The organism is Vibrio sp. Y42_MX_L11, assembly GCF_024181785.1.
Lineage (GTDB): Bacteria > Pseudomonadota > Gammaproteobacteria > Enterobacterales > Vibrionaceae > Vibrio > Vibrio diabolicus.
In genome coordinates, this window is sequence record NZ_JAMZAP010000017.1 from 1 (window position 1) to 16,010 (window position 16,010).

General features: G+C 43.9%; 15 protein-coding genes. 9 read left to right on the top strand and 6 right to left on the bottom strand.

Annotated elements, in window-relative coordinates; all coding sequences use genetic code 11:
* Positions 1-597 precede the first annotated feature (597 nt).
* Positions 598-1,551, bottom strand: coding sequence for a sensor domain-containing diguanylate cyclase (locus NL643_RS16440; RefSeq protein WP_253644868.1), 954 nt, complete (start codon positions 1,549-1,551; stop codon positions 598-600).
* Positions 1,552-1,789: 238 nt separating this feature from the next.
* Entirely contained in the window at positions 1,790-2,197 is a 408-nt protein-coding gene (gene rnk / locus NL643_RS16445; protein ID WP_005394604.1) for a nucleoside diphosphate kinase regulator, read from the bottom strand.
* Between the two features lie 529 nt (positions 2,198-2,726).
* On the opposite strand from rnk, the gene nirB reads away from it, so the two are divergent.
* From nirB to cobA, 4 genes are all read left to right on the top strand, one after another.
* Positions 2,727-5,291 (top strand): nitrite reductase large subunit NirB, encoded by a 2,565-nt coding sequence (gene nirB, locus NL643_RS16450; RefSeq protein ID WP_248379939.1) that lies wholly within the window; start codon positions 2,727-2,729, stop codon positions 5,289-5,291.
* Positions 5,292-5,304: 13 nt separating this feature from the next.
* Entirely contained in the window at positions 5,305-5,628 is a 324-nt protein-coding gene (nirD, locus tag NL643_RS16455) for a nitrite reductase small subunit NirD (RefSeq protein ID WP_046875391.1), read from the top strand.
* Positions 5,629-5,824: 196 nt separating this feature from the next.
* Positions 5,825-6,676, top strand: coding sequence for a formate/nitrite transporter family protein (locus tag NL643_RS16460; protein ID WP_248379937.1), 852 nt, complete (start codon positions 5,825-5,827; stop codon positions 6,674-6,676).
* A 173-nt stretch (positions 6,677-6,849) separates the two neighbouring features.
* Positions 6,850-7,608, top strand: coding sequence for a uroporphyrinogen-III C-methyltransferase (gene cobA / locus NL643_RS16465; RefSeq protein ID WP_005394598.1), 759 nt, complete (start codon positions 6,850-6,852; stop codon positions 7,606-7,608).
* A gap of 13 nt (positions 7,609-7,621) precedes the next feature.
* Here cobA and NL643_RS16470 read toward each other — a convergent pair whose 3' ends face one another.
* Positions 7,622-8,062, bottom strand: coding sequence for a DUF4174 domain-containing protein (locus NL643_RS16470; protein ID WP_182018505.1), 441 nt, complete (start codon positions 8,060-8,062; stop codon positions 7,622-7,624).
* Between the two features lie 117 nt (positions 8,063-8,179).
* On the opposite strand from NL643_RS16470, the gene NL643_RS16475 reads away from it, so the two are divergent.
* On the top strand, positions 8,180-8,668 hold the full coding sequence (locus NL643_RS16475) for an NYN domain-containing protein (RefSeq protein WP_005394594.1): 489 nt from the start codon (positions 8,180-8,182) through the stop codon (positions 8,666-8,668).
* Positions 8,669-8,756: 88 nt separating this feature from the next.
* Here NL643_RS16475 and NL643_RS16480 read toward each other — a convergent pair whose 3' ends face one another.
* Positions 8,757-10,088, bottom strand: a complete 1,332-nt coding sequence (locus NL643_RS16480; RefSeq protein ID WP_005394592.1) for an anaerobic C4-dicarboxylate transporter — start codon at positions 10,086-10,088, stop codon at positions 8,757-8,759.
* Positions 10,089-10,508: 420 nt separating this feature from the next.
* Between NL643_RS16480 and NL643_RS16485 the strand changes: the two genes are divergently transcribed.
* Entirely contained in the window at positions 10,509-11,246 is a 738-nt protein-coding gene (locus NL643_RS16485; RefSeq protein WP_164665658.1) for a siderophore ferric iron reductase, read from the top strand.
* An 89-nt stretch (positions 11,247-11,335) separates the two neighbouring features.
* Positions 11,336-13,507 carry a TonB-dependent receptor gene (locus tag NL643_RS16490; protein WP_253644835.1) on the top strand — a complete coding sequence of 724 codons (2,172 nt, stop codon included), beginning with the start codon at positions 11,336-11,338 and terminating at the stop codon, positions 13,505-13,507.
* A gap of 53 nt (positions 13,508-13,560) precedes the next feature.
* Here NL643_RS16490 and NL643_RS16495 read toward each other — a convergent pair whose 3' ends face one another.
* A complete protein-coding gene (locus NL643_RS16495) occupies positions 13,561-13,752 on the bottom strand; it encodes a DUF2986 domain-containing protein (RefSeq protein WP_012842232.1) in 192 nt (63 codons plus the stop codon).
* A gap of 136 nt (positions 13,753-13,888) precedes the next feature.
* Between NL643_RS16495 and NL643_RS16500 the strand changes: the two genes are divergently transcribed.
* A complete protein-coding gene (locus NL643_RS16500) occupies positions 13,889-14,398 on the top strand; it encodes a GNAT family N-acetyltransferase (RefSeq protein WP_253644836.1) in 510 nt (169 codons plus the stop codon).
* A 13-nt stretch (positions 14,399-14,411) separates the two neighbouring features.
* Positions 14,412-14,801 (top strand): nitrous oxide-stimulated promoter family protein, encoded by a 390-nt coding sequence (locus NL643_RS16505; RefSeq protein ID WP_005394584.1) that lies wholly within the window; start codon positions 14,412-14,414, stop codon positions 14,799-14,801.
* A 48-nt stretch (positions 14,802-14,849) separates the two neighbouring features.
* On the opposite strand, the gene NL643_RS16510 is transcribed toward NL643_RS16505, so the two are convergent.
* Positions 14,850-16,010 carry an MFS transporter gene (locus NL643_RS16510; protein ID WP_012842235.1) on the bottom strand — a complete coding sequence of 387 codons (1,161 nt, stop codon included), beginning with the start codon at positions 16,008-16,010 and terminating at the stop codon, positions 14,850-14,852.

Consider the following 16,010-nt stretch of genomic DNA (forward strand, 5'->3'; position numbering starts at 1 on the left):
TTAAATAACAGTAATAGATCAAAACTGGGGATCGCGGTCAAGAGGTCTGTCGCACTAACATTTGTAAACGATCACTGGATCACATTGTTTTAATTCTGAAATTGGCTGCGGAATGACGGTTATATACCTACTTAATATTTTGATATTAAATGAAATTACAAATTCATAATGTTTTAAATAAAATAAATACCGAGCTCTACCCAAATAGAACCAGTAATTATCAAGTGTGCATTATGTTTTATAAAGTTTGTTTTATATTTGTGTGTGTTTATTACTTTTAAACACGAGGCGAGATATTAGCAGAAGGGGTGGTTAAAATTCAACCATGCATTTCGGTTTTTATAAGTTTATGAATTATAATGTTTAACTACTTTTTATTGGTGGTTTTTATAAAAATAATAAGAAATAATATTGTATGCAACAAAAGCAGTCACAAAAACAGTAATAATATTACACCGTGTAGTATGCAACACTCTTAATTGTTTGTTATTTCTTTTGTTTCCTATATAAATGACTTATTAAAAATAAGACTCTATCAATTCCGTAGAGAAAATTGTCAAATTAAAGAAATATTAATTTCAAAAAACAAGAGAATTATTATATCTGGATATAGGCAACGCCATTTTTGCCATTTTTCTTTATCTCATACATTGTATGATCGGCTTTTTGATAAACTTCATTAAACTGTTGTTTTCCTTTATCAAATAGACAAACGCCGATGCTCATTCCAATCGTTACTTTATTTAAGTCCTGATTTATCGCAGGAATGATGGAACTTAAGAGTCGATCACAAAGTTGAGATATTTCTTCTTGATTTGAATAAGAGCTTAAAACGACAAACTCATCTCCTCCTATGCGTCCGACTTGAGACTTGCTTGGCGCAAGCTCTGTTAAGCTATTGGCGATATTGATGAGGAGAGTATCACCAGTATGATGGCCTAGCTGGTCGTTAACTGCTTTAAAATTATCTATATCAACAAACACTAAGGCAGACTGCTGAGACGGCTTGGTTTGAGGTTGATGATTAAAGTTTTCCTCAATTGCTTTTCTATTTAACAGTCCGGTCAATGGATCACTCGAAGCTAACTTAGCCAGTTGCTGCTCATATCGCTTTTCTTTTGTAATATCGATATGAGTGCCCATCATGCGTAGTGGTTCGCCATCAGAACCATACTCGACGATGCGCCCTCGATCGTAGACCCAACTATCACTGCCGTCTTTATGCATCATGCGATGAACTACCTCATAAAGGTCGGTTTTGCCAGCTAGGTGATCTTCAAATGCACCCACCGCAAGATCATAATCTTCAGGGTGGAGATTGTTTTTCCACGTTTCAACCGTCGCGGTTAACTCATGGGGCTGATAACCTAGCATTTTGCCCCACTGCATATTGAATATCGTCAAAGTACCTGAAGGAATATGCTGCTCCCACAAACACAGTCCATTACTGTCGAGTGCAGCATTCAACTTTTCTTGTAGTCGCGCATTCTTCCGCTTCAGCTCTTCATTTTCTTTTTCTAAGCAGGCAATTCGAGTTAGATATTCTTCCATTTTGCGCATAATTTACGTCGTTTTCGGAGCGACAATATACGAAAAATACTTTGCAATTTCTATGATTGAGCTTGGAGATATAGGTATTGAATATGCGGTAAATAATAAAGAATCGTTGATGTTACTTAAGAGCAGCAAAGTAAATGCTTGGAAAAACAAAGAAGGAAATAGGGGATAAGCGAGGGGCTCTCCTGGTGCAAAGTCATAAATGAGGCCTTTGCACCGGGACTACTGAGGGTTAGCGGTTTAGTGCACCACAACGCTCAGGCTGGTAGGTGATATCGACAATTTCAATTGTCTTCACTTGATTATTTGGCATTGGCCATTCAAGTTTTTGACCAACAGACAAACCGATCAGTGCGCTGCCTACGGGCGCAAAAATGGAAATATCATCACTGCTTTTCAGCTCAGATGGGTAAACCAGTGTCTTTGTCATGGTTCTATCTTCACCTGCAAATTTAAACTCTACAGTTGAGTTCATCGTGACCACATTATCTGGCATTTGTTCTGGCTCAAGAACCGTCGCACGGTCTAGCTCTGCTTCTAGCTCAACAAGCTCCGCCGCGATGTTTGGCATTTTATCCAACAAAGCCGTGATTCGGTTCATATCTAAGCTTGAAATGTAGATAGAATTGTTTTCTGACATTTTATGACTCCCAAATAAAAGGCCGCCTCACAAACATGGGACGGCACTCTATATGTCAATTACGGTATCAATCATATGGATTTTATTCCATATGAACTAAATCAGATTCTAGTCTTTATAGTGCGACTTAGCTAGTAAAAGATTTTTGTTGTGAGACTTGATTTTTCTAAAACTTTCAGTCACTTCAGTTGTTCACCTTTAGTAGCCTTGAAACGGCTAGGTTAAAACGAATGCTTTGTTTTTAAACAAAGCTGGGTTTATCGTTAGCGTGGTTTAACTCGACAATCATTGCCATTCTGTAAAAGCCAAAACTGTATAGCCCTTTGTGAGCATGACTGCGGTTATCTCATTTTGTAAAAACTACCAACATCCGTTAATAAATTACCTTTTATTCTTCAATATCAAGATAAAAACGTTCATCTACCCCTTTAGGGTAGTTTGAAATTGTAATTGATTTACATCATGTATTAATTTTCTTTCACAATTAACAATGAGCTCAGTGATAAGAACCTAACCCTTAGGAATTATAATGAGCAAGTTGAAGCTAGTAGTCATCGGTAACGGTATGGTAGGGCACCGTTATATTGAAGACTTAGTCGAGAAAACTGACATCTCTAATATGGAGATTACCGTTTTCTGTGAAGAACCTCGTGTCGCATACGACCGTGTGCACCTTTCCTCTTACTTTTCTCACCATACTGCAGATGAACTTTCCTTAGTAAAAGAAGGCTTCTACGAGAAACACGGTATTAATATGCTGATCGGCGAACGCGCGATTAACATCAACCGTGAAAACCGCATTGTTTACTCAAGCACTGGTCGCGAAGTTCAATACGACAAGCTGATTCTTGCTACAGGCTCATTCCCATTTGTCCCGCCTATCAAAGGCCACGAAAGCAAAGACTGTTTTGTTTACCGCACGATCGAAGATCTAAAAGCGATTGAAGCGTGTGCGAAAAACAGCAAATCAGGCGTGGTTATCGGTGGTGGTCTTCTAGGTCTTGAAGCGGCAGGCGCACTAAAAGCATTGGGTGTAGAAACACACGTTGTTGAGTTCGCGCCAAAGCTGATGGCTGAGCAACTTGACCTTGCTGGTGGTAACCAACTTCGTCAAAAAATCGAGCGTATGGGCGTGAACGTTCACACCAGCAAAAACACGCTTGAGATTGCGGCAGAAGGCACAAACGCACGCAACGTTATGCGTTTTGCTGACGGCACTGAGTTAGAAACAGACTTCATTGTATTTTCAGCGGGTATTCGTCCACAAGACAAACTAGCACGCCAAATGGAGCTAGAACTTGGCCCTCGTGGCGGTGTTGCCATCAACGACCACTGCCAGACTTCTGATGAGAACATCTACGCGATTGGTGAGTGTGCGTCTTGGAACGACATGTTCTACGGCCTTGTTGCTCCTGGCTACAAGATGGCGACGGTTGCCGTTGATCACCTACTAGGTAACACAGAAAGCAAATTCGAAGGCGCTGACATGTCTGCGAAGCTAAAACTGCTTGGTGTAAAAGTAGGTTCAATCGGTGATGCGAACGGTCGTACTGAAGGTTGTAAGAGTTACGTTTACCAAAACGAAGAGCAAGAAGTTTACAAACGTCTTATCGTTTCTGAAGACAACAAGAAACTGCTTGGCGCGGTAATGGTTGGCGATACGTCTGACTACGGCGATTTGCTTCAATTGATGTTGAACGAAATCGACCTACCAGAACACCCAGACGCATTGATCCTTCCTGCACACGCAGGCGCTGAGAAACCAGCACTAGGTGCAGACGCTCTACCAGAAAGCGCAGTGATCTGTTCATGTTTCGATGTAACCAAAGCCAAGATCGCACAAGCGGTTGCTGATGGCCACCATACATTGGGCGACATCAAAGCAGTGACTGGCGCTGGCACAGGCTGTGGTGGTTGTATTCCTCTAGTCACTTCTGTCCTAAACGCAGAGCTTGCTAAATCTGGTATTGAAGTGAAGAACGACGTTTGTGAGCACTTTGCTTACTCACGCCAAGAGCTATTCCACTTAATCCGTATTGAAGAGATCAAAACGTTTGATGAGCTTCTGGAGAAATACGGTAAAGGTTACGGCTGTGAAGTATGTAAACCACTTGTGGGTTCTATTTTGGCTTCTTGCTGGGGTGAGCACATCCTTAAGCCACAACTGGTTAAGCTGCACGACACCAACGATAACTTCCTAGGTAACATCCAAAAAGATGGTACTTACTCCGTAATCCCACGCATGGCGGGTGGTGAAGTTACACCTCAAGCACTGGGTGCACTAGCGAACGTTGCTGCAGAATACAACCTATACACCAAAGTAACCGGTGCTCAACGTATTGGTCTGTTCGGTGCTCAAAAAGACGATCTTCCAGAGATCTGGCGCAAGCTTATCGACGCTGGTTTCGAAACAGGTCAAGCGTACGCAAAAGCACTTCGTATGGCGAAGACATGTGTTGGCTCAACTTGGTGTCGTTACGGTGTTCAAGATTCTGTTGGTCTAGGTTCTTACATCGAGAACCGTTACAAAGGCATTCGTACGCCTCATAAGATGAAGTTCGGTGTTTCTGGCTGTACTCGTGAGTGTGCGGAAGCACAAGGTAAAGACCTTGGCATCATCGCGACTGACGCAGGTTGGAACATGTACGTATGTGGTAACGGTGGTATGAAGCCTCGTCACGCAGACCTACTTGCAAGTGACCTAGATAAAGAAACGCTAATCAAGTATATCGACCGCTTCATGATGTTCTACATCCGTACTGCTGCGCCACTACAACGTACATCGGTTTGGATGGAAAACATGGAAGGTGGCGTTGACTACCTACGCGAAGTGATTGTTGAAGACAAACTTGGCATTAACGCTCAACTAGAAGCAGATGTAGCGAAGCTTGTAGACGAGTACGAATGTGAGTGGACTGCAACCATCAATGACGAATCACAACTGACTCGTTTCGCACACTTCATCAACTCTGACAAGCGCGATGACAATGTTGTGTTTGTTCAAGAGCGCGAACAGCACCGCCCAGCGACCTTCACGGAGAAACATCCTGAAGCGAAAGGCGACATCCTACACGTAGCGATCACTGAAGCATAAGGGAAGGTTGAACATGTCATTTGAAAAGATTTGCCAAATCAACGACATCGTACCGGGCACTGGCGTTTGTGCACTGGTTGATGGTCAGCAAGTTGCGGTATTCCGCCCAACACAAGCAGAAGAAGTGCTGGCGATCAGCAACACAGACCCATTCTTCCAATCAAACGTGCTTTCTCGCGGTTTGATTTGTGAGCACCAAGGCGAACTTTGGGTAGCAAGCCCACTTAAAAAGCAACGCTTTAACCTGACAACAGGTGCGTGCATGGAAGACGAGCGTTTTAACGTGAAAGCGTACAAAACGCGCGTAACCAACGGTGAAGTAGAAATTTCTGCATAAGCTTGGTTTGCATTCCCTCCTCCTTAAGGGGAGGGAGTGCACCGAGTACTTAGATTCAATAGACAAAGGCTTTCCAAGCGTCATCTTGGGGGAACAGGGAAGCGAGATGATGTCGACAGCAGTGGGTGTCAACGGGAAGCCTTTCTCTATTCAATCTTTAACTTTTTAACTTTCAATTTTGAATAAGGACACATTCATGTCTACAGACTTTAAACCTGCTGAATTCGTGCAAACCATGATCAACGTGGGTGAAGCGAAAATTAATACCAGCACACGAGATCTTCTGCTTCGCGGCACGATGGCAGGCGTTATTCTGTCTCTTGCGGTGGTGGTTGCTATTACCGCGATTGTACAAACGGGCATTGGCCTTGTGGGGGCGCTTGTTTTCCCTGTGGGCTTTGTGATTCTCAGTGTGATGGGTTACGACCTTGTCACTGGTGTTTTTGGTCTTGCTCCTTTGGCTAAGTTTGCTAACCGTCCGGGTATCACTTGGGGTCGTATTTTCCGTTGCTGGGGATTGGTAGGTTTGGGTAACCTGATTGGTTCTCTAATTGTGGCTTACCTAGTGGCAATCTCTCTAACCGGTAACTTCTCTCTAGAATTGAACGCGGTAGCGAAGAAGTTTGTCGATGTATCGACTGCCCGTAGCCTTGGTTTCGAAAACATGGGTATGGACGGATGGATCACGTGTTTTGTACGCGCTATCTTCTGTAACCTAATGGTGTGCCTAGGCGTGATCGGCAACATGACGGCACGTTCAGTATCTGGTCGTGTAGCGATGATGTGGTTCCCAATCTTCATCTTCTTCGCGCTAGTATTCGAGCACACCGTGGTAAACATGTTTCTATTCCCACTGGGTATGATTCTAGGTGCGGATTTTGGTATCGCGACTTGGTTGAACTTCAACCTTATCCCAACCATCCTAGGTAATATCGTTGGTGGTCTCGTAATGACTTGTCTGCCACTGTACCTAACTCATGCGAAAACAGCGCCTTCTATCAACGTAGTTGAAGAAGAAGTAAAAGCAGAGCCTGCAATCGCAAAATAAACTGCTTTTATCTGGCCCTACCTATGGTAGGTAGGGCAACTCAACTCATTTAACTTTCAATAGATATTGTATTGATTTGGCTATAAAAAGTAATAACTCCTTGGAGTAGTTTGAACCTTAAGTTAATAACGTGAGTGTTACTCTTTATATCCAAATTTCCGATAGGCGTTGATATGACTACTGCGAACTCATCTTTAAACAGCGGCTTTGTTTCTCTAGTAGGTGCGGGGCCGGGCGATCCAGACTTGCTGACAGTCAAAGGTTTGAAAGCGATTCAAGCGGCTGAAGTTGTGGTGTATGACCGATTAGTGTCGAAAGACATTCTTGAATTGGCGCATGCATCAGCGGAGATGATCTACGTAGGCAAAAAATTGGACTTTCACTGTGTACCTCAAGATCAAATTAACCAAATCTTGGTACAAAAAGCACAAGAAGGTAAACGCGTTGTGCGCCTAAAAGGTGGTGATTCTTTCATCTTTGGACGCGGGGGTGAAGAGTTAGAAGAGCTTGCAGAATACGGCATCAAATACGAAGTGGTGCCGGGGATCACCGCGGCGGCGGGTGCAACAGCTTATGCTGGTATTCCATTAACGCACCGTGATCATGCGCAAAGTGTTCAATTTATTACGGGTCACGTGCAAAAAGACGGTCGCGAAATTGAGTGGCATTCGTTAGCGCAATCTAACAACACACTTGTGTTCTACATGGGTTTGAAGCAAAGCGGTCACATCATGGATAACCTGATCACTCACGGATTAGATCCAGAGATGTCATGCGCCATTATTGAAAATGGTACGCGTCCAGAGCAGCGCGTGTTCCAAGGAAAACTGAACGAACTTTCTGAAATGGCTGAGAAAGCGATCAGTCCAGCATTGATCGTCGTTGGCAGCGTGACTCAGTTGCACAACAAACTAGACTGGTTTAGAAAATAAGTTCGTCTAATGGTTAGATTTTGCAGGGGCTGTGACGTCTCTGCATTTCTTGCTTACGCATTGGCATTTGATCAATCAAGTTGTTGATAAATGGCCAATCCGTTTCTGCGCCCCATCGGTATTTCTCTTGGCCATCTTTACCCAGTAAAATTGCGGTATGTGAGCCTTTTTCAATTTCATACAGCTTGGCAAGCATTTTCAAATCAAACTCTTCTTTGAGCCAAGCTGGAGACGTGTAACCTTGTTCTGTAATGACTAATGTGACCACGTCTCTGTCTTCCAACTCGCACTCATTCATGAGTGCTTCTAGTAAGAATTGTTTAACGTATTCATCGTTTTCTGGAGCGAAGTAAAGCACACTCCGATGCGGCCAGTACTTTGAATGTGCTGGATAACCGAATGCTGTCGATGACAAGATACAAGAAAGTAGTATCACTAGTAACTTTCCGCCCATGACAGTTCCCCTAGAAACCCAAATACCGTTTATACGTTAAGTTTAGTGGAATTGGCTCATTGTGCTTTTACCAAAACTGACTTAGGGTAGGCAGCAAATAAATCAAGCGTAGAAAAGATGAATTCAGAAAGAAAACAAAAGATCGCCATTTTGGTTGATGTACAGAATGTGTATTACACCTGTCGCGAAGCGTATCGCAGTAATTTTGATTACAACCAGTTTTGGTATGTTGCGACGCAAGGGAAAGAGGTGGTGAGTGCTCGTGCTTATGCCATCGCGAGTAACGATCCAAAACAGCGTCAGTTTCATCACATTTTACGCGGTGTTGGGTTCGAGGTAATGCTTAAACCCTATATTCAGCGTCGTGACGGCAGCTCGAAAGGCGACTGGGATGTTGGTATTACTCTTGATGCGATTGAAATTGCACCTGAAGTTGAAGAAGTGATTCTCGTTTCTGGAGATGGGGACTTTAGTCTTCTGGTGGAACGAATTCAGCAGCGCTTCAATAAAACGGTGACCGTTTATGGTGTGCCTAAGCTAACATCCCAAACTCTGATTGATTGTGCAGATAACTTTGTCGCGATTGATGATGACTTCTTACTGTAATCACTAACGTGACAAAGAAAAGGCGAGTCATTCAGGCTGTACGCTAACGTACAATGACTCGCCTCTAATTTATTGTTGATTTGGCTAATTATGAAGGAATGATCATTTGTCCTAACAAGTAGCCCAGACAGCAAGCACCAATCACACCAATCAAACCTACCGACATAAATGAGTGGTTGAAGTACCACTTACCAATCTTAGTGGTACCTGACGTATCGAAGTTCACTGTCGCGATATCTGAAGGGTAGTTCGGAATAAAGAAGTAACCGTATACCGCAGGCATTAGGCCGATAAGCAGTGCCGGATCCAGACCCAAGCCAAGACCAACAGGTAGCATCATACGAGCCGTTGCTGCTTGAGAGTTCACCACAACCGATACAATGAACAACGCAAGCGCGAACGTCCAAGGGTAGTTGGTTACCATCTCAACGATGCCAGATTTGAACTGAGGCATTGCGTATTGGAAGTAAGTATCTGACATCCAGGCGATACCGAAGATAGCAATGGCAGCCACCATACCTGATTTGAATACTACGCCGTTTGGTACGTCACGTGGGTCAGTTTTGGTTGCAAGCAAAATGATACCGCCGAAGCAGAGCATCATCATTTGAATCACAACGGCCATGCTGATTGGTTTCGCGCCATCCACGATGGTACGAATGTCCGGCCACATCGCGATAACGACGATAACCAAGATAGACGCGATGAACAGCAACACAGAGTTACGAGCACTTGTTGGTAGCACTTCATCAAGAGACGTTGCAGTGGTGTTGAGGATCTTTTCACGCCACACCGGATCTTTTAAACGCTCTTGGTATTCTTCATCGTCTTCCAGTTCTTTACCGCGTTTTAGGCTGTAAAGTGACATCAGCAACGTACCGAATAGCGTCGCTGGAACAGTAACGAGCAAAATAGAAAGCAGAGTGATCTCGTGCTGAATATCAGAGAGTTGTGCCAAGTAGTAAACGACTGCCGCTGAAATTGGAGAGGCCGTAATCGCGATTTGCGAAGCGACGGAAGCGGCTGCCATTGGACGTTCCGGACGAATGCCGTTTTTCAGTGCAACGTCGCCAATGATTGGCATGATGGAGTAAACCGCGTGACCTGTGCCGAGCAAGAAGGTCATAAAGTAAGTAACAAAAGGAGCGATCAGGGTGACGCGTTTTGGGTTCTTACGAAGCACACGTTCGGCAACTTGCAGCATGTATTTCAAACCACCAGCCGCTTCAAGAATGGATGCACATGTTACCACTGCTAAGATGATCAACATAACGGTGACAGGAGGGGAGGTTGGCGGCATCTTAAAGATGAAGACTTCAATCACCAAACCAATACCAGATACGACCCCAAGGCCTATACCACCATAACGTGAGCCGATATACAGCATCACGAGCAAAAATAGAAACTCAAGATACAACATGTGGATTTCCTTATTCAAAACAGGGGGCTATATAGCCAAATTACTTAATTACATTGTCCCGATATTCAGAAAGAAAATACTTCATGTTGTTCACACTCCTTTGGATAAGAAACAGCAATATTCAATTATTGGCAATAACTCACGCTACACAGGGAAACTGTTAACACAGTTTTATCAGGGTGTTTTTATGCTGTGTATTTTTGCGATCATGTCAGCGCTAAATGCGAAGAGGTTTAAGAGTTTGTTGCTATTCATCGCATACGTAACCAGACCTTACGGGCGCAAAGAGCTTGAAAATAGAGGCAGAGACCACAGATGAGAATAGGCTTTTGTTATGTGAACACAAAAGATAATAGTTTGCATTGCGATTAGTGCTTGGGTATAAAGGTGTCAGAATGACTACACCAACAATAAACCATCATGTCTGAGCAATTTTTCCCGCAACTATTTCAAACTTCGAGTGAGATTACGCCTTACCTGCACGGTGATATTGGCGAAATAGGGCAAGAAGTTATTCATATCGAAAATGATATCAATCCGATCATTCAAGGCCTTTACCAACAGTTGTCTGAGGCTCATCCGGAAGCGGGAAAAGCGTATTGGTTGACGAGAACGTGGGATTTGTTGTGTTGGCAGCCTGTTTATGTTGCGTTCATTTCTATTTACGGTTTCCACACGTTGCCAAACATTCGTGAGATGGCGCAGCACCTCAAGCCTTGTTTTGTGTCTGGATATCGATTCGCTGACGAAACACATATACATGGTAAGCCAGAAGAATTAATAAAAGAGGCAGGACGTCAAATTCGAGAGTTGTTCGATTTCTACCAACAAGAAATGAGTCAATGGACGCGCATTCGCCCAGGCTTCACTCATCAATTGATGTCGGATGGGATCATGGCTTGTTTGATTCGTCTTCAACAGCGTTTTCCGCAAATGACCAACACGACATTGCGTGAACATGCCATCTTGTGGTTACAGGCATTGGGTTTAGATGCCAACAATAGTCATTCACTTTATGAGACATCACTGGATCAGCCGCTAAAATTGGTCAGAAAAAGCTGTTGTTTAGTCTATAAGTGTGAAGGCAGAAAGCTTTGTGAAGATTGTCCTCGTTTAGAAAAAAATCGACAGCTTATGAGCAAGCATAATCCTAATTAACATTTGGTTAACTTATGTAACAGTGCTCGATTTGAGAGTGAGAATAAGTATCATTGCATGCTCTTGTTGACAACAAAAAGATAAATACAATGATAAAAAGGACGTTTTCTCTTAATCTCATCGTACTTGCGATGAGCAGTGGATACGCAGTTAGCTCAATAGCTGCGGAAGAACTTCAACAAACATCAACACCAAGTGATGAACAAATGGTGGTCGTGGGCAGTGTGATGCCGAAATCGATCTCTGATATTCCAGGAACGGTTTGGTTTGTAGGGCAAGAGGAAATTGCTCAGCAATATCGCGCGGGCAAGACACTTGGTGACATTCTTTCTGCAACCATTCCTTCGTTAGACGTTGGTACGGGTGGTCGAACTAACTACGGCCAGAACCTGCGTGGCAGAGCGATGCTGGTGATGATTGATGGAGTCTCACTGCAGTCTTCTCGCCCAATTAGTCGTCAGCTTGATGCCATTGACCCATTCAACATCGAGCGAATTGAAGTACTATCTGGTGCAACCTCCATTTATGGTGCAGGCGCGACTGGTGGTGTTATTAACATTATCACCAAGAAAGCTTACTCGGATGACTTGTCGTTTGAATCGTATGTCAGTGGCTCTACAGGTTTTAACAGCAGCGATGACTTTGATTACAAACTAGCTCAGTCTATCTCAGGTGGTAATGAGCGAATTGCCGCTAGGGGTTCGGTTGTGTACACCGAGACACAAGGTGCATTTGACGCAAATGGCGACATTGTCACCCCAGATATTTCCCAAGGTTCTCTGCAATACAACTCGACGCTTGATGTGATGGGATCGACAGAGATTCAAATCTCCGATGCCAGCAAGTTAAACCTTGTCGCACAATACTATGACAGCCAGCAAGATTCGCCATACGGCTTGTACATTGTTAACAATAAATTTGTTGATGTACGAGAGGGATTCGATTCCGATCGTGAACACGGTACAGAGCGAGTTCTCTTAAGTGCGAACTACGCTCACGACAGCGTATTCGGCCATCAACTGATTGGCGAGTTGTCTTACCGAAGTGAAGACCAAACGTTTACTCCTTATTACCAAGGTGCTTCTCAGCAAAAGACAGAGGTTTTTGCTGGACGTTTGGCACTGGCAAAAAACTGGGAATCATTCAACCTTGTTTATGGTGTTGATGCGTATTTAGACCGTTTTGAGAGCAATCAAGCTCTATTCGATCCAAGCATTGCAAACAACTCTGGAAACTTGATTAATAAAACGTACGCCGAAGTTGGTCGTTACCCAGGTGTAGATGTAACGTCTTACGCAATGTTTGTTCAAGGTGACTATCAAATTAATCAAGACTGGTCCGTTCAAGCAGGCTACCGCTATCAATACATGGACAACAAGATTGATGACTTTGTTGCCTATAGCGTACAAAAGAAGATTGCCTTGGGTAAGGGGGTGTCAGCGGATGCGGTACCAGGTGGCAGCACCGACTACTCTGTAAGTCTGTTTAATTTGGGCACCATTTATCAGCTTAATGATGAATCTCAACTTTGGGCAAATTTCTCCCAAGGTTTCGAACTTGCTGACCCTGCGAAGTACTATGGTCAAGGCAGTTATGATGCGGTGGATGCAAACGGTCATTATGCGTTGAACAACAGCATTAACGTGTCTGACTCAAAAATGTCAGGTATTAAAACGGACAGCTATGAGATCGGTTACCGTCTTGATACCAACTCTCTTGCGCTTCAGGCGGCAGGCTATTACTCGCTTTCAGACAACTCCATCAAGTATGATAGAAAAACGTTGTTGATTACGAATGTTGACGACGAGCAGCGTGTTTACGGTGCAGAAGCAAACATCAATTACTGGGTGACCCGCGATATCCTGTTAGGGGCATCAGGACACTACGTAGTTTCTGAGCTGAAAACCGATGGTAAATGGGAAGATTTGAGCGCAGGTAAAGCCAGTACGTCTAAGGCTAATGCATGGGCTGCATACTACCAAGATTCGTACTCGATTCGTCTACAAAGTCAGACGATGTTTGATTACGAAGATGACGCCAACAATAAGTTGGAGGGTTACACCACGTTTGATCTTCTGGGTAATGTAACACTACCTGTTGGGCAGTTAGGCTTTGGTATTCAAAACCTATTTGACGAAGACTACACAACCGCTTGGGGTCAACGTGCGCAGATTCTTTATGCGGCACACTACGATGCAGCAGCTTACGACTACAAAGGAAGAGGTCGCACATTCACACTGAACTACAGTGTTGAATATTAAAGTCAATTCTCTCCGTACAATAAACAAAAAAGCCGCATAAAGCGGCTTTTCTTTTAGGCTTGATCTGTCGGCACTGTGTCTACAACATTTTCCGTGCTTTCCGAGGCTTGGTTTTGCTCTTCAGCTTCCATTTTTGCACGTTCAGCTTTGGAGATATAACGCGGCTTATTGCTCTTATGTAGCTTAGCGTTGTGCTTCTTCTGCTTCGCTTTTAAGATCTGATTGATTTTCTTCTTGCGGTTCATGGTGGTGGTCCTTTAATTTAGCGGGGCAGGATAGTTATTTTTTTATCAAGTTACAACTAAATAAGCCCTTACGTCGGTCGCAAGATTCAAGTACGTTTCTATGTCCAATCATCTCTCGCGTTTTAATGGAGTCCAAATGAAAACACTGAACACTGAACGTTTGATACTACGTCTTGTGAGTGTAGATGATGCACCATTCATATTAGAACTTTATAACCAACCAGACTTTTACCGTTTTGTCGGAGATAAACAAATTCGTACTGAATATGAAGCGGCGCGTTATATAAAAGAAAACATGCTACGCATGCAAAAAGTTAAAGGCGTGAGTTTACTCGTAGTAGAGAAAAAGGACGATGGACAGCCGATCGGTATTTGTGGGCTAGTTAAGCGTGACACATTGCAACACTACGATCTCGGGTATGGTTTTTTACCTTCTGCTTATGGTTGCGGCTACGGAGTCGAGTCGGCAACCGCGGTGCTGGAATATGCTCGAGGGGAAATGAAACTCGATAAGTTGGCTGCCATCACCAACAATGACAATATTCGTAGTATAAGTTTGCTCAAAAAACTGGGCTTTGAGTTTGAACGAGTTGAGCAGCAATACGATAATGGTCGAATGTTAGAACTTTACACAATGACGTTGTGATTTTTGGAAGCTCATGAGCGATATTTTACTTGGCAAGCTCGCCACTGAATTTAAGACGGTAAAAGCCATGGTAGAGGTTTACTGTCACGATCACCATGGAACAAAAAGTGACTTGTGCTCAGAATGTCGTGAGCTGCTTGAATACGCAGAAGTTCGTCTTGACCGTTGTCCTTACGGAGAGAATAAACCTACGTGTAACAAGTGTCCGATTCACTGTTATAAACCGGACCCGAAAGAGCAAATGCGTTTGGTCATGCGTTACTCTGGCCCCAGAATGCTACTGAAACATCCCATCTTGGCGGTTCGTCATTTACTTCATGAAAAGCGCGCGGTACCGGAAAAACCTGCAGCGAACGCGTCAAACCGTCACAAACGTTTATCTAAACAAAAAAGCGAAGAATAAAAAACGAGGGCGACATGCCCTCGTTTTCGTTGAGTAGAAGTTGCTTGGTTAGAGGCCAGCGGCCATACGCTGCTTAGTTTTGCTCGCTGCAAGTAGCATGTATACGCCAGTCGCAACCAAAGCGGCAAACAAGTAGCCTAGTAAGCCATGTTCTTGGCCCATAAATTTATCAGCCACAACCGGGCCAGCAACAGAGCCAATGCTGTAGCTGAACAGCATGACTTGTGTGGCAGAGACAATAAAGCGCTCATCAAGTCCTTCGCAACCTAAGTTGATCGCAATTGGGTACAAGGCAAAAGTAGCTGCACCTAAAAAGAATAATGCAGCAGCTAATACCACGGCTGACGATGAAATAAAGGTTAAACCGATCGAAAAAATACCCAAAATACAGAAGAACGCCATTAGCACTGTGCGGCTCATGTATTTGTTCAATGTGGTCACCATTGGTTGAACCAACATGCCACCTAGGATCACTAGTGCCATCAATGTACCAATGTCTTGATGGTTGATTTTACGGTTAGTGAGCTCAACAGGCATTAATCCGTAGATCGCGCCTAAGGTCAAACCTGATACAACACAACCAATAATTGCAGCATGGTTTAGCTTGGCAATTTGCTTAAATGACAAAGCGGTTGATTCATGGCTGTTTGGTTGTTCACACTCTATAAACATCAGCACCAACATCGCCATTAGGATCAATGTCGTGATCGCGATAAACGGAACGCCGCCACTTACGCCAAGTACGCCAATACCAAACTGGCCTAATGCTGAACCGCCATAAAGCGATAGCATGTACAAGCTCAAACGTTTTGCACGTGATGCTTCGTCGCCAGACATTAGCCAAGATTCAACAATGACAAAAACGCCCGCAACGGCAATACCTGCGATAAAACGAGCAGCAAGCCACACTAACCCATTAGCAAAAACGGGTAGCGTGACAATCGTTAGCGAGAATGCCGCTAAGCAGCCAATAAACGCTTTACGGTGACCAACTTGACGCACGACACGTTCAATAAACATCGCGCCGACCAATAAGCCGCCATAAAAAACACTCGCCAACCAACTCGCATAATCTGCTGAGATGTTGTATTCACCGAGCATGAGAGGGATCAAGCTCATTAAATAGCCTGAAGCCACCGCATAAAGAGACAGTGCGACGACTGGAACTGTAACTCGTGGTGATGCTGCAGGAACGACTGTGTTTTCCAC